Below are 13,905 nucleotides of genomic sequence, written 5' to 3'. Positions count from 1 at the left end.
TGCATGAAATTCTATCGCAATGTTCATGAATTGATTGGAAAGACGCCTCTTCTGGAAATAACTCAATTTGCACTTCCAGAAGGGGTGCGCTTATTTGCAAAATTAGAATATTTTAACCCAGGTGGTAGCATTAAGGATAGACTCGGGCAAGAGCTATTAGATGTTGCGCTTAAAGAAGGGCACATTACTGAAGGTGGAACTATTATTGAACCAACAGCTGGTAACACAGGAATCGGTCTTGCACTAGCTGCTGTTGGTCGAAATGTTCAAGTTATCTTTGTAACACCTGAAAAATTCAGTATTGAAAAACAAACACTAATGCGCGCATTAGGAGCAAAGGTCATTAATACACCAACATCCGATGGTATGCGTGGTGCAATTAAAAAAGCCCAAGAGTTACTTGAGGACATTCCTAACTCGTATTGCCCGCAACAATTCGGTAATCCAGCTAACCCTGAAACGTACTATAAAACACTTGGACCAGAAATCTATGAGGCTCTTGATGGGAATATGAACGTCTTTATCGCAGGAGCTGGTACAGGTGGTACTTTCATGGGAACGGCTCGTTATTTGAAAGATCAAAATCCAAATATAAAAACGGTAATCGTAGAACCTGAAGGCTCGATCATTAATGGTGGTGAGGTTGGTCCTCATAAAACAGAAGGAATCGGCATGGAATTCTTACCTGATTATATGAATAAGGACTATTTCAACGCTATTCATACGATTACAGATGAGGATGCTTTCGCACGAGTAAAAGAACTCGCTATAAAAGAAGGCTTACTCGTTGGTAGCTCATCTGGAGCAGCTATGGAAGCCGCTCTTCGTGAAGCACAACAAGCTGAACCAGGAACGAATATTGTTACAATATTTGCAGATAGTAGTGAACGCTATTTAAGTCAAGGAATCTATTAAGTAAATTTGATAACGATAATAAGCAACAGTTGATGATGCTTAAATGTATGCACCCTCTCTCGATACTTTGATACTAAGGGTGCTTTTTTTCATCATATTAAACGATTGAAGGAGTGAAAAATAGATGCGTAAAAAAACACAACTCATACACGGCGGAATTAGTGGTGACGAGCATACAGGTGCTGTATCTGTTCCAATCTATCAAGTAAGCACATATAAACAAGATGGTGTAGGAAACTTTCGTGGTTATGAGTATTCACGTACAGGTAATCCAACTCGACATGCTCTAGAAAAATTAATCGCTGACCTTGAAGGTGGTAAAACTGGTTTCGCTTATGCTTCAGGTATGGCAGCTATTACGTCAATCATGATGTTATTTAAAACTGGTGACCATATCATTCTTACAGATGATGTGTATGGTGGTACGTATCGCTTAATGTCTAAAGTATTAGACAGATTTGATTTAGAGATCACGTTTGTAGATACAAGTAATCTTGATAGCATAAAAGCGGCAATCAAGGATAACACGAAGGCAATTTATGTGGAAACTCCAACAAACCCACTTCTAAAAGTAACTGATTTAAATGCAACGTCTACGATTGCAAAGGAACATAACCTACTGTTAATTGTTGATAATACATTCAGCACACCATACTGGCAAAACCCAATTGACTCAGGTGCTGACATCGTTCTTCATAGTGCCACAAAATATTTAGGAGGGCACAGCGATGTGGTTGCAGGGCTTGCTGTAGTCAATAGTGAACAACTTGCAGAAGACATGCATTTCATCCAAAACTCAGCTGGTGCTGTTCTTGGACCACAAGACTCATGGTTGTTAATGAGAGGAATTAAAACGCTTGGGATTCGTATGGAAGAAACTGAAGAAAATACGAAAAAAATCGTTGAATTTCTAAGCAATCATCCAGTCGTGAAGAAGATCTATTATCCTGGTCTTTTATCACATCAGGGTCATGAAACACATAAAAAGCAAGCTCGTGGTTTCGGCGGTATGGTATCATTCGATGTCGGCAGCGAAGAGAAGGCATTACGTGTACTTGAGAAGACGAGATTTTTCACTCTTGCAGAAAGCTTAGGTGCTGTTGAAAGTCTTATCTCCATGCCTCCTAAAATGACACACGCTTCTATTCCGCGTGAGCGTCGTTTAGAACTAGGGATTGCAGATGGTTTAATTCGTATTTCTGTTGGACTAGAAGATGTTGAAGATCTAATTGAAGACCTAGACGAAGCTTTGAAAGCGTAATTGTTAAATATAAAACGTCCGTAAGAGATTTCTCCTACGGGCGTTTTTTCATGAATAATAAAAAACAGTGCGATTAATGAATTAACCACACTGCCTCTAAATTATGAAGTTTGGAAATTCTCTTCCACAAACGCTAATACTTCTTCAGTAGTACCTTTATTCAATAGTTCTTCCATTGCTGCTTCGGTTTCTTGCTTCGAAAGTTGTAGCAATTGTGTTCTAGCTGGAAGGATCGACGTTGCACTCATACTAAATTCATCAAGACCTAAACCGAGTAGAAGTGGGATTGCCTTTGAATCTCCTGCCATTTCACCACACATACCTGCCCATTTCCCTTCTTTATGCGCAGCATCAATTACAGTTTTAACTAAACGTAAAATTGCTGGATTGTAAGGTTGGTACAAGTATGAAACCTTTTCATTCATACGGTCAGCAGCCATCGTATATTGAATTAAATCGTTTGTTCCAATACTGAAGAAATCAACTTCCTTAGCAAATTGATCTGCCAATACTGCTACTGATGGAATTTCAACCATCATCCCTACTTCGATTGCTTCAGCAACTGACACACCATCTGCGATTAGCTGTTGTTTCTCTTCTTCTAAGATTGCTTTTGCATCACGAAACTCTTGTAATGTAGCAATCATCGGGAACATAATTTTCAAATTCCCGTACGTACTCGCTCTCAATAATGCACGAAGTTGCGTACGGAAAATATCTTGCTCTTCTAAGCAAAGACGTATTGCACGGAAACCTAAAAATGGATTCATCTCTTTCGGTAAGTCAAGGTACGGTAGTTCCTTGTCTCCACCGATATCAAGCGTACGTACAACAACAGGTTTGTTCTCCATTTTCTCAAGAACTGTTTTATATGCATCAAACTGCTCTTCTTCTGTAGGCAGTGAATCACGGCCCATATAGAGAAATTCTGTACGATATAACCCGATTCCTTCACCACCATTATTCAGTACGCCATCTACATCTTCAGGAGTACCAATATTAGCAGCTAGTTCGACATGAACGCCATCACTTGTCTTTGTCGGTTCGTTAACAAGCTTCGCCCATTCTAATTTCTTCTCTTCGTATTCTTTGCTTTTTTGCTCATAATGAGCAATTTCAGTTTCTGATGGGTTCACAATTACATTTCCACCGAGACCATCGACGATAACAAGATCACCGTCTTTAATTTCACTCATAACAACCTTTGCCCCAACAACAGCTGGAATTTCCATGGAACGTGCCATAATAGCAGAATGCGACGTACGTCCACCAATATCCGTTGCAAAACCAAGAACGTATTTCTTATTTAATTGAGCTGTATCAGACGGTGTAAGATCTTCTGAAATGATAATCACTTCTTCTGATATCATACTCGGATCGGAGAAATTAACGCCTAACAAATGAGCAAGCACACGTTTCGTTACATCGCGAATGTCTGCTGCTCGTTCTCTCATATATTCATTATCCATTTGTTCAAACATCGTAATGAACATATTAGCAGTTTCATTAAGAGCAAATTCAGCGTTTAATTGTTCATTCTTAACTTTGTCTTTTACAGGATTAATGAGCTCAGGGTCATTTAAAACAAGGAGGTGGGCAGAGAAAATCTCTGCCTTGTCCTCACCTAGTTCTTGAAATGCCCGCTCTTTAATCTTTTCAAGCTCGGCTTGTGAAACTTTAAGAGCTTCATCAAGTCGATTTATTTCAGCTTCAGGATCTTGAATCGTTTTCTGTTCAATTGAAAAATCTGGTTGCTCTAACAAAGATGCTTTCGCAATTGATATACCACGCGAAGCCGCAATACCTTGAATTTTTTTAGACATTACTCTCCAAGCCCTTCTTTTCTGAAAGTATCTTCTATTGCTTGTAAAGCTTCATTCTCATCATCACCGTTTGCTGTAATCTTAACTACAGCGTCTTTGCCAACACCTAATGACATAACACCCATGATTGATTTCAAATTAACTGTTTTGCCATTATGCTCCAAGTTAATATCTGAAGCAAATTTACCTGCTGCATTTACTAATAATGAAGCTGGACGTGCATGAATTCCTGTTTCTGCTGTTACTGTAAATGTTTTTTCACCCATTTTAAACCTTCTCCTTCTACTTGTAAAAATTATCGTTTAATTGTTGCTACATTTTCTTGCGATTTATCTATACTAATATATTCTCCTTCTTGCAGGTTTGTAAACACGATTGGTGTAACGATTGAAGTTGCATTTTTCTCAATATAACCAAGGTCTACTTTCATTAGCTTATCGCCTTTTTTCACCTTGTCACCTTGTTTTACTGATACTTCAAATCCTTCACCTTTAAGCTTAACTGTATCGATTCCGAAATGAATCAAAATTTCTCGTCCAGTTGTTGTTTTTAAACCAATTGCATGTTTTGTAGGGAATACATTGACTACAGTAGCATCTGCTGGTGAGACAACTACTCCATCAGTTGGGCGCACTGCAAAGCCATCACCCATCATTTTTTCTGAGAATACTTTATCAGGTACTTCACTAATTGGTAAAATGTCACCTTTTACTGGTGTAATAAAGCTTTCTTCTCCTAGAATAGGAGCGTCACAATCTTTATCTGTTACAACCTCTTCAACTTTTGGTGCTGGTGTAGGTGTTTTTCCAGAAATAATATCTTGAATCTGAGTTTTGAGTGTATCTGAACGTGGTCCAAAGATTGCTTGAATGTTATCCCCAACTTCAAGTACACCAGATGCACCGAGTTTCTTAAGACGTTTCTTATCAACTTTTCCAATTTCACTAACTGATACACGTAAACGAGTGATACACGCATCTAGGTGAGTAAGATTTTCTTTACCACCAAGTGCTTCAAGAACATGAAACGGTAGTTCATCTGTGCTTCCAGTATTACCTACAATCTCATCATCATCATCTTCTTCTACTTCACGACCTGGTGTTTTCAAATTAAACTTGCGAATCGCAAAACGGAAACCGAAGTAGTAAATTACTGCAAGTACTAGACCTACTGGAATTACTAGCCACCAGTCTGTTTTATTTTGCATTACTCCGAAGATTAAATAGTCAATTACCCCTCCAGAGAAAGACATACCAATTTTAACGTCTAACATGTGCATAATCATGAAAGAAAATCCTGCAAACACTGCATGTATTGCAAATAGAATTGGTGCTACAAATAAGAATGTGAACTCAATAGGTTCTGTGATACCTGTTAAGAAAGAAGTAAGTGCAGCAGAACCTAAGATACCTGCAACAAGCTTTTTCTTTTCAGGGCGTGCTTCATGATACATTGCAAGTGCCGCAGCAGGTAAACCAAACATCATGAATGGGAATTTACCAGTCATAAATGTACCAGCTGTGAATTGATCGACACCATCTTTCAACTGAGCAAAGAAGATTTGTTGGTCACCGCGAACAATTTCACCTGCATTGTTTACGTACTCACCAAATTCAAACCAGAACGGCGCATAGAAAATATGGTGAAGACCAAATGGAATTAATGAACGCTCTACGACACCGAATATAAAGGCTGCCAACGTTTTATTCGTTTCAACCATATTGTATGAGAACGCATTCAAACCTTCTTGAATTGGTGGCCAAACAACAATCATAATCAGACCAAGAATTAGTGAAAACAAAGACGTAATGATTGGTACAAATCGTTTTCCTGCGAAGAATCCTAAATATGCAGGAAGTTCCATATTATAATACTTTTTATACAAGTAAGCCGCTAATAAACCGACGATTATCCCACCAAACACACCTGTTTGGATTGTTGGAATACCTAAAACATTTGCATAAGCTTGACTAGTTTCTGTCATTTCAGGCGTAATGCCTTTAACGACACTCATCGTTACATTCATAATGAGGTAACCGATAATTGCAGCTAGTCCAGCTGTACCTTCTCCTCCTGCAAGTCCAACAGCTACACCAACGGCGAATAGTAAAGGCAAGTTAGAGAATACAATTCCCCCGGCATTTTCCATAACTGAAGCAATTAATTGTATCCACTCAGCCTGTAGGAATGGTAACGCTTGAATTGTTTGTTCTGTCTGCATCGCACTACCAAAAGCTAAAAGTAAACCCGCTGCTGGTAGAAGTGCTACTGGTAACATAAGTGCTTTACCAATTTTTTGGAGACTACCAAATGCATTTTTGAACATCTTTCTTTCCCTCCTAATAAATCTACAATATAGTATAGTGTTTGCAGCAATTAAAAAAAGCATGAGTGAAAAAGACATCGGTACTGAAAAAAGATACAAGTATCTTTATACAGTATTTCCGAGTCTTCCTTCACTCATGCCTGATCGAATCAGTAACACGCAAAGAAAGCAGTTACATTTTATTTGTTATGAATGCGCTGAAGATGCATAGTCAAATAAACGGCTTCAGCTTCATAAACCTTTTCATTTAAAAATTGCTGCATCACTTTTATCAACTTCCATGATAAATTATAACACACTGGATACTCTTCTTTCAATAGTAAAGCGAATTTTTTTGGTTCTTCAACTTTTTCTCCATTTGTAACTCGTTCAATCGTAGAATGTAGATGACGAACAAGCCTTAAGTAATCAACACTATCATGATCAAGCTTAATCTTGAAATTCTCTTCAATAAGTTGAATTAGTTGATTAATGAGTAATGAATGCTGATTTACTTTTGATAGATGGATATTAGATCGTGCGCTATAAATATGTAGAGCGACAAATCCTATCTCTCCCTCAGACAAATCTACACCCATCCGTTCATTAAGCATGTCAATAACATGCTCTGCAATACGATATTCTTCAGGATAAAGTGTTTCAGTCTCAATAATAAATGGATTATGCAAATCCAATCCTTGTTCATGCCTTTTTATTGCAAATGATAAGTGATCCGTCAATGCAACATGAATATGTTCATTTAACTTACCACTTACTTTTTCATCTATATAATGAATAATATCATTCATAACGAGAATAAAGTGTTCATCAATTTGTGGTAAAAGGCGCTTATATTGTTCTTGTTCCTGTTCATTTTCAAGCGCATAAACTTTCTCTACTTCATTAATTTCAACTGGATTACCTTGCTTCTTCCCAAATCCTATCCCTTTTCCTATTAAAACAACTTCTTCATGAGATGGATGACCGGCAATTAGCACATTGTTGTTCAGCACTTTTTTTATAGTTAACGTGTCTTTCATCAACCCATGCTCCTTTTGGTTACTGATTATGATCATATTTTAATACTTCTATTTTATAGAAGAATAACTTAACTGCGAAACTGGTTTCATAACTTTGACATAGTAAATCCTATATAAGAAGAGAACTTTCGTCAATAACAAATAACATCCTATTATTACGGAAATGTTAACTTTATAGAGGATGTTCAAAAAGTCTTGGAAAAATGACTATCTAATAACTACGTTGGGTTGCTTTTCCGCTCCTCATGTACCCTACAAACGTACACTCAGGTGCTCGAATTTTCCCCGTACTTTTTATCTTTTTTTAAAACACGATTTTATATTAGAATAATTATTATCTAAAGATTTGTAATTTAACAAATACTAACGAATCTATTCACACATTGCTTCATCGCCTGTATAATGCATTCTATAAAGACAAATGTACTTCTAGGGAGGACACGAAATGAAGAAGTTTGGATTACTACCACGAATTATACTTGCAATTGCATCAGGTATACTGATTGGTTCGATTGTACCTAGCGAAGTAATTGAAGTATTTGCAACATTTAACGGACTATTTGGTAATTTTCTTGGATTTGCTATACCTCTTATTATTATTGGATTTATCGCCCCAGGTATTGGACAAATGGGAAGAGGAGCAGGACGCTTACTCGGTTTAACAGCAGGCATCGCTTACTTTTCTACTGTAATTGCTGGAACACTTGCTTATGGAGCTGGTTCTCTTCTATACCCAAAGTTTCTACAAACTGGCGCTTTTAAAGGTGAATTAGAAAACCCCGAAGAGGTGCTACTATCACCAATGTTTCAAGTAGATATGCCACCTATTATGGGTGTTATGACTGCACTTTTACTTTCATTCACATTAGGTCTTGGTATGGCTGCACTGAAAAGTGACGCATTACAAAACGTAATGATCGACTTTAGAACAATTATCGAGAAACTTATTTCTACTATTATAATACCATTGTTACCTTTTCATATCTTTGGTATTTTTGCAAATATGACACATGGTGGACAAGTTGCAACAATCATGTCAACTTTCATAAAAGTATTTATCGTTATCATCGTTCTTCATTTTATCATGCTCTTAATCCAATATACAATTGCTGGAACGATAGCTAAAAAGAATATCTTAACATTATTCAAAAATATGATTCCTGCCTACTTTACAGCACTAGGTACACAATCTTCAGCTTCAACGATTCCCGTAACATTACGACAAGCTAAGAAAAATGGTATCCGTGAGCGTATTGCTGACTTTGTAATACCACTTTGTGCAACAATTCACTTATCAGGTAGTACGATTACACTTGTAAGCTGTACGATGGCTGTCATGCTTTTAAATGGACAAGTCCCAACGTTTGAAGCAATCTTCCCATTCATTTTAATGTTAGGTATCACAATGATTGCCGCACCAGGTGTTCCTGGAGGTGCTGTAATGGCGGCACTTGGCTTACTTCAATCGATGCTCGGATTTGATGCAACGATGGCATCACTTATGATTGCCCTCTACCTTGCTCAAGATAGCTTAGGTACAGCAACAAACGTAACAGGTGACGGTGCTATCTCAATCATAGTAGACCGCTTAACACCTTCAAAGAGTATTCAATAAGGATAAACACTTTATCTTCTATATAATAATAAAGAGGGGCTCTCTCAAGTCCCTCTCATACATATCTTTTAACTCTCGTTTAATTAGATATTAAATTAAGAAAGAACCTATGTAGCACAAGCTACATAGGTTCTTTTTATTTACCTAGCATTTTCAAGATATAATCAGCAAATACTCCGCCGAAATATACACCAAAAATCCCTAACACACCTGGTAAAACTGGGGGAGCTGGTAAAGGAAGTTTGATCAGTTTGAAAAGTAAACCTACAACCATACCTGCAACGATACTAAGAATAATTTCTTTCATTATATAAACCCTTCCTACTTTTAAAATTAATAATCAGAAGAACTTGTTTCACCTTTTACGATAGATACACCAGAGCTTGCTCCAATACGAGTAGCTCCTGCTTCAATAACAGCTTTTGCATCTTCAAGGTTACGAACGCCACCAGAAGCCTTAACACCGATATCAGGCCCTACAGTTTTACGCATCAATGCAACATCTTCAGGTGTAGCACCGCCACCAGCAAAACCTGTTGATGTTTTCACATAGTCAGCACCAGCTTTTACAGATAATTCACAAGCACGCACTTTTTCTTCTTCAGTTAAAAGGCATGTTTCAATGATTACTTTTGTTAGTGCTTTGCCCTTCGCTGCTTCTACAACTGCACGAATGTCACGTTCAACCAATTCGTCATTTTTATCTTTTAATGCACCAATATTGATAACCATATCAACTTCATGTGCACCTTTTTCGATTGCGTCTTTTGTTTCAAATGCTTTTACTTCAGGAGTATTAGCGCCTAGAGGAAAGCCAATTACTGTACAAACTTTCACATCACTGCCTTTTAGAAGTTCTGCTGCTGTTTCAACCCATGTTGGATTGACACAAATCGATGCAAAATTATACTCTTTTGCTTCTTCAGCAATCTTCACAACTTGTTCTTTTAATGCCTCAGGTTTTAATAGTGTGTGATCAATCATATTTGCAATTTCACTCATAATTTGTTTCCTCCTAGTTTTAAGACATGAAGGGCTTACCTCAACAATATGTGAATTAAGCCCGTCATCCCGTATTTTTTTATTCGACAGCTAAATATATTAGCATATCTATAATCTATAAATCAACACTTAAATTAACATACCTGCAATCGCAGCACTTAATAGAGAAGCTAACATACCAGCGACAACTGCACGTATACCAAGTCGTGCGATATCTTGACGACGATTTGGAGCGATGTTTCCTAATCCACCAAGTAGAATTCCTAAAGATGAAATGTTAGCAAATCCACAAAGTGCGAAACTAATAACAGCTACTGTTTTTTCAGATAGCTCTCCAATTTGAGGTGCAAAGTTTGAATATGCTACAAATTCATTCAGAACTAGTTTCTGACCGATGAATCCACCAGCTTTAACTGCTTCTTCCCAAGGTACACCGATTGCAAACGCGATTGGCGCGAATAATACACCAAGAATTAATTCTAATGTTAAGCTATCGAAGCCGAAGAATCCACCGATCCATCCAAGCAAACCATTAATCAATGCAATAAGAGCAATAAAAGCAAGTAACATCGCAGCGACATTAAGAGCTAGTTGAAGACCTACACTCGCACCTTTTGCTGCTGCATCTACTACGTTAGCTGAATCATCATCATCATCCATTTCAACACCGTTATTCTCTTCAACAGGTGTTTCAGTTTCTGGCATGATAAGCTTCGCCATAATTAATCCAGCTGGTGCAGCCATGAAGCTTGCTGCTAATAAATACTCTAGTGGTACACCTAAAAGTGAATAACCAATTAATACAGAACCTGCAACAGACGCAAGTCCACCAGTCATAACCGCAAACAACTCAGATTGTGTCATTTTTGCAATGTACGGACGAACAACAAGTGGTGCTTCTGTTTGTCCAACGAAAATATTCGCTGCAGCTGATAGTGATTCCGCTTTACTCGTTCCTAATAATTTTGATAATCCTCCACCTAAGAACTTAATTACCACTTGCATAATGCCAAGGTAATATAAAACAGAAATTAAAGATGAGAAGAAAATGATAACCGTTAAAACTTGGAAAGCAAAGATAAATCCTACTGGTGATTCAGGTGCTACAATCCCACCGAATAGAAAGCCTATTCCTTCGTTTGCATAACCAACAATGTTATTCACAACATCAGTCAGTTTTTGTAGCGCCCATTGACCTGCTGGCCATTTCAATACGGCTAGAGCAAATATTATTTGAATAGCCAAACCACCTAGAATGGTACGATAATTAATAGACTTCTTACTAGATGACAACAAGAAACCTATACCAAGAACAACAAGAATACCGAAAATACCCCATAAAATTGCCACTTTGTGCACTCCCTTTGAAGTAAATTTTAGCCTGACTCGTATGTTGCGTGAAAAAAATTTCCTTTCTACGCTTGTACGATATCTTTCCCAACTTTTCGATTTTCAAACGATTAAAATTTGCATGGTATCGTTTTCAAATGTCATACTGGTTAGATGTCAGACTTCCTACAACCAAAGTAATCATATCACGGTAAACTAGAATGAACAAGATTATTTTATTACGAAATGTGAACGTTTTTAGACCTGTGTTAATGAAACCTTAGAGCCATCTACGATCGCAAAAAAAACGTTTTCAAAAAAATTAAGTAGCCGTAAAACTAGAGCATGACAAAACTACTAAAGTTCTACTTCTACTTAACTTTTTTTACATATTAAGTTATTCATTAGTTACTTAACAGCGATATTGAATACCACCTCTATTAAAAAATGACTTGAATTATCTCAACCATTTACTTGCTTGTTAAACTGCTATTATAAATAGAACAAATAAATAAGAGCATATGAAGTTGCGCTGATGCAAATACTCGTCACAAATGTTAAATACATCGGTTTCATACCTGCATCACGAATCATTGCCAAACTCGTTACTAATCCCAACCCTGACATCGACACGAGAAGGATATACTCATTAATTAAATTAATAAGCTGTACTGTATCATTAGGAATGACTTGAAGTGAATTAATGAGAACAATAATAATGAACCCTGTCACAAACAAAGGTACGCTTACATGATGTTTCCTTTCAGTTTGTTGTATTTGCTTCGATTGCCACATACTAAGAAAAAACAACGTCGGAATGAGCATTAGCACTCTTGTAAGCTTCACTAATGTGGCATATTCCCCTGCTTCATCTCCCACTATGAAACCAGCAGCTACCACTTGAGCAACCTCATGAATGGATGCACCAGCCCAAACTCCATATATCTTCTCAGACAAATGCAATAACTGAAAGATAAATGGGTAAGATAACATTGCAATTGTTCCGAAAATAGTTATAGTAGCTACAGATAACGTTATTTCTTTCTCCTTCGCATCAATAACAGTAGCAGTACCTGCAATTGCTGATGCACCACAAATTGAGCAACCAGAACCAATCAAAATAGCTGTTTCCTTTTGTATTTTAAGTTTCCTTGCTATCAAAATATTAACTATAAATGTTATGCTAACAGACAAAATGATAATAATTATTCCTCTAATGCCTACTTCGTACACTTGTAAAATGCTCAGTTTAAACCCTAATAAAACGACTGATAAGCGCAATAACTTCTTATATGTAAATTGTACTCCTAACAAAAATGTTTCGGAAAGCTTAAAAACATTACGAACAATCATTCCAATCAAAATGGCAATTATAAGTGAATTAATATGTAGTTTATCTATAATACCTATTTGTTGGGTCAAAATTGCTATTATTGAAACGATTAACGATAATGCTATACCTGGGACCAACCTATAATAGTTTGACATACGTATTCCCCCTCACTTCACCTAAATAACATTCTAAAGATTGTGTTATCATAAGTGAAATAACATCTATTAATTGAAATGATAAGTAAATACTTATTATTAGAGGGGAGCAACAATGAACCAAAGGCAATTAAGCATTTTCATATCAACCGCTGAAACTAAAAGTATGACAAAAACAGCCCATGACTTATATATGACTCAACCTGCAGTTAGTCAAACAATATCTGACTTAGAGCAGCAGTTGAACGTACAATTATTTGATCGTTTTAAACGTCAATTGCATTTAACAGATGCTGGAGATACTCTTTATGATTATGCTAAAAGGATCATTGCATTAACAGATGAAGCGAAAACAACAATGCAGGAGTATGAAATAGGAACGAAAGGAAAATTACAAATTGGTGCTAGTACGACAATTGGAATCTACTTATTACCACAACTAGCTGCTTCATTTCGTTCAAAAAATGAACAAATACATTTAAATTACACGATTAACAATACGAGAGTTATCGAGGACTTAATCTTAAAACATGAGTTAGATATTGGTATTGTTGAGGGAACTGTCCATTCGAAAGATATTATTGAAACACATATGATGGATGACGAGTTATTTCTCATCTGCTCACATTTACATGAATGGGCAACTAAAGAACCAGACGCAATTGAAACTACAGACTTGCAAAATGAGTCGATTATTGCCCGGGAAAAAGGCAGTGGTACACGAGAAGTTGTCGAACAAGTTCTTTCATTACATAAAATAACTTTGAACAACACACATACTTTAAATAATACTGAGGCAATCAAAAAAGCAGTTGAGGCTAACCTTGGGGTTACGTTCCTATCAAAGCTAGCCATTCAAGATGAACTTTCAGACAAACGGATTATTCACGTTCCGCTTAAACAAATATCTTTTCCTCGCACATTAAAAATCATTTACCATAAAGATAAATACATGACACCACTCTTTCAATCTTTTTTAAATCACTGTCAACAATTTGCATTGCAGTGAGCATAAATTAAGCACTTCACAAAATGAATTAAGTTATTTACAAGTTGAATAATTTTCTTGATTTGTCAGTTGCAATAAAATAGGCTAAATATTAAGGTTTGCATATATATTTACAAAT

General features: G+C 36.7%; 12 protein-coding genes. 4 read left to right on the top strand and 8 right to left on the bottom strand.

From position 1 onward, the window contains the following. Nucleotides 1-3: 3 nt before the first annotated feature. Nucleotides 4-915, top strand: a complete 912-nt coding sequence (locus BFG57_RS01535; RefSeq protein ID WP_069715698.1) for a PLP-dependent cysteine synthase family protein — start codon at nucleotides 4-6, stop codon at nucleotides 913-915. Between the two features lie 124 nt (nucleotides 916-1,039). Further along, nucleotides 1,040-2,176 (top strand): bifunctional cystathionine gamma-lyase/homocysteine desulfhydrase, encoded by a 1,137-nt coding sequence (locus tag BFG57_RS01530; RefSeq protein ID WP_069715697.1) that lies wholly within the window; start codon nucleotides 1,040-1,042, stop codon nucleotides 2,174-2,176. A gap of 101 nt (nucleotides 2,177-2,277) precedes the next feature. Here the strand turns inward: BFG57_RS01530 and ptsP are convergent, their stop codons facing one another. The 4 genes from ptsP to glcT all read right to left on the bottom strand — a co-directional run bounded on the left by ptsP (nucleotide 2,278) and on the right by glcT (nucleotide 7,344). Next, nucleotides 2,278-3,999: a phosphoenolpyruvate--protein phosphotransferase gene (ptsP, locus tag BFG57_RS01525; protein ID WP_069715696.1), complete on the bottom strand. Its 1,722-nt coding sequence runs from the start codon at nucleotides 3,997-3,999 to the stop codon at nucleotides 2,278-2,280. Further along, nucleotides 3,999-4,265, bottom strand: a complete 267-nt coding sequence (locus BFG57_RS01520; RefSeq protein WP_069715695.1) for a phosphocarrier protein HPr — start codon at nucleotides 4,263-4,265, stop codon at nucleotides 3,999-4,001. Before BFG57_RS01520 ends, ptsP begins: the two co-directional genes overlap by 1 nt. A gap of 29 nt (nucleotides 4,266-4,294) precedes the next feature. After that, nucleotides 4,295-6,325, bottom strand: a complete 2,031-nt coding sequence (gene ptsG / locus BFG57_RS01515) for a glucose-specific PTS transporter subunit IIBC (protein ID WP_069715694.1) — start codon at nucleotides 6,323-6,325, stop codon at nucleotides 4,295-4,297. 179 nt (nucleotides 6,326-6,504) lie between these two features. Beyond that, nucleotides 6,505-7,344: a glucose PTS transporter transcription antiterminator GlcT gene (gene glcT, locus BFG57_RS01510; RefSeq protein ID WP_069715693.1), complete on the bottom strand. Its 840-nt coding sequence runs from the start codon at nucleotides 7,342-7,344 to the stop codon at nucleotides 6,505-6,507. Nucleotides 7,345-7,789: 445 nt separating this feature from the next. Between glcT and BFG57_RS01505 the strand changes: the two genes are divergently transcribed. Further along, nucleotides 7,790-8,959: a dicarboxylate/amino acid:cation symporter gene (locus BFG57_RS01505; RefSeq protein WP_069715692.1), complete on the top strand. Its 1,170-nt coding sequence runs from the start codon at nucleotides 7,790-7,792 to the stop codon at nucleotides 8,957-8,959. A gap of 136 nt (nucleotides 8,960-9,095) precedes the next feature. On the opposite strand, the gene BFG57_RS01500 is transcribed toward BFG57_RS01505, so the two are convergent. The 4 genes from BFG57_RS01500 to BFG57_RS01485 all read right to left on the bottom strand — a co-directional run bounded on the left by BFG57_RS01500 (nucleotide 9,096) and on the right by BFG57_RS01485 (nucleotide 12,778). Beyond that, on the bottom strand, nucleotides 9,096-9,266 hold the full coding sequence (locus BFG57_RS01500) for a XapX domain-containing protein (protein ID WP_069715691.1): 171 nt from the start codon (nucleotides 9,264-9,266) through the stop codon (nucleotides 9,096-9,098). 26 nt (nucleotides 9,267-9,292) lie between these two features. Beyond that, the gene (gene deoC, locus BFG57_RS01495; RefSeq protein WP_175428243.1) at nucleotides 9,293-9,961 is read right to left on the bottom strand and encodes a deoxyribose-phosphate aldolase; all 669 of its coding nucleotides are present in this window, start codon (nucleotides 9,959-9,961) and stop codon (nucleotides 9,293-9,295) included. Between the two features lie 129 nt (nucleotides 9,962-10,090). Further along, complete coding sequence (locus BFG57_RS01490; RefSeq protein ID WP_069715689.1) at nucleotides 10,091-11,311, bottom strand: NupC/NupG family nucleoside CNT transporter; 1,221 nt, start codon at nucleotides 11,309-11,311, stop codon at nucleotides 10,091-10,093. A 471-nt stretch (nucleotides 11,312-11,782) separates the two neighbouring features. Then, entirely contained in the window at nucleotides 11,783-12,778 is a 996-nt protein-coding gene (locus BFG57_RS01485) for a YeiH family protein (protein ID WP_069715688.1), read from the bottom strand. A 115-nt stretch (nucleotides 12,779-12,893) separates the two neighbouring features. Here BFG57_RS01485 and BFG57_RS01480 point away from each other — a divergent pair, with 115 nt between their 5' ends. Next, nucleotides 12,894-13,787: a selenium metabolism-associated LysR family transcriptional regulator gene (locus BFG57_RS01480; protein WP_069715687.1), complete on the top strand. Its 894-nt coding sequence runs from the start codon at nucleotides 12,894-12,896 to the stop codon at nucleotides 13,785-13,787. Nucleotides 13,788-13,905: the final 118 nt, after the last annotated feature.

The organism is Bacillus solimangrovi, assembly GCF_001742425.1.
Lineage (GTDB): Bacteria > Bacillota > Bacilli > Bacillales > Bacillaceae_N > Bacillus_AV > Bacillus_AV solimangrovi.
This window is presented reverse-complemented; position numbering and strand designations above follow the sequence as displayed.

Coding starts and splice junctions, on each gene's coding strand:
- BFG57_RS01535 (WP_069715698.1), top strand. CDS start 4: ATGAAATTCTATCGCAATGTTCATGAATTGATTGGAAAGACGCCTCTT.
- BFG57_RS01530 (WP_069715697.1), top strand. CDS start 1,040: ATGCGTAAAAAAACACAACTCATACACGGCGGAATTAGTGGTGACGAG.
- ptsP (WP_069715696.1), bottom strand. CDS start 3,999: ATGTCTAAAAAAATTCAAGGTATTGCGGCTTCGCGTGGTATATCAATT.
- BFG57_RS01520 (WP_069715695.1), bottom strand. CDS start 4,265: ATGGGTGAAAAAACATTTACAGTAACAGCAGAAACAGGAATTCATGCA.
- ptsG (WP_069715694.1), bottom strand. CDS start 6,325: ATGTTCAAAAATGCATTTGGTAGTCTCCAAAAAATTGGTAAAGCACTT.
- glcT (WP_069715693.1), bottom strand. CDS start 7,344: ATGAAAGACACGTTAACTATAAAAAAAGTGCTGAACAACAATGTGCTA.
- BFG57_RS01505 (WP_069715692.1), top strand. CDS start 7,790: ATGAAGAAGTTTGGATTACTACCACGAATTATACTTGCAATTGCATCA.
- BFG57_RS01500 (WP_069715691.1), bottom strand. CDS start 9,266: ATGAAAGAAATTATTCTTAGTATCGTTGCAGGTATGGTTGTAGGTTTA.
- deoC (WP_175428243.1), bottom strand. CDS start 9,961: ATGAGTGAAATTGCAAATATGATTGATCACACACTATTAAAACCTGAG.
- BFG57_RS01485 (WP_069715688.1), bottom strand. CDS start 12,778: ATGTCAAACTATTATAGGTTGGTCCCAGGTATAGCATTATCGTTAATC.
- BFG57_RS01480 (WP_069715687.1), top strand. CDS start 12,894: ATGAACCAAAGGCAATTAAGCATTTTCATATCAACCGCTGAAACTAAA.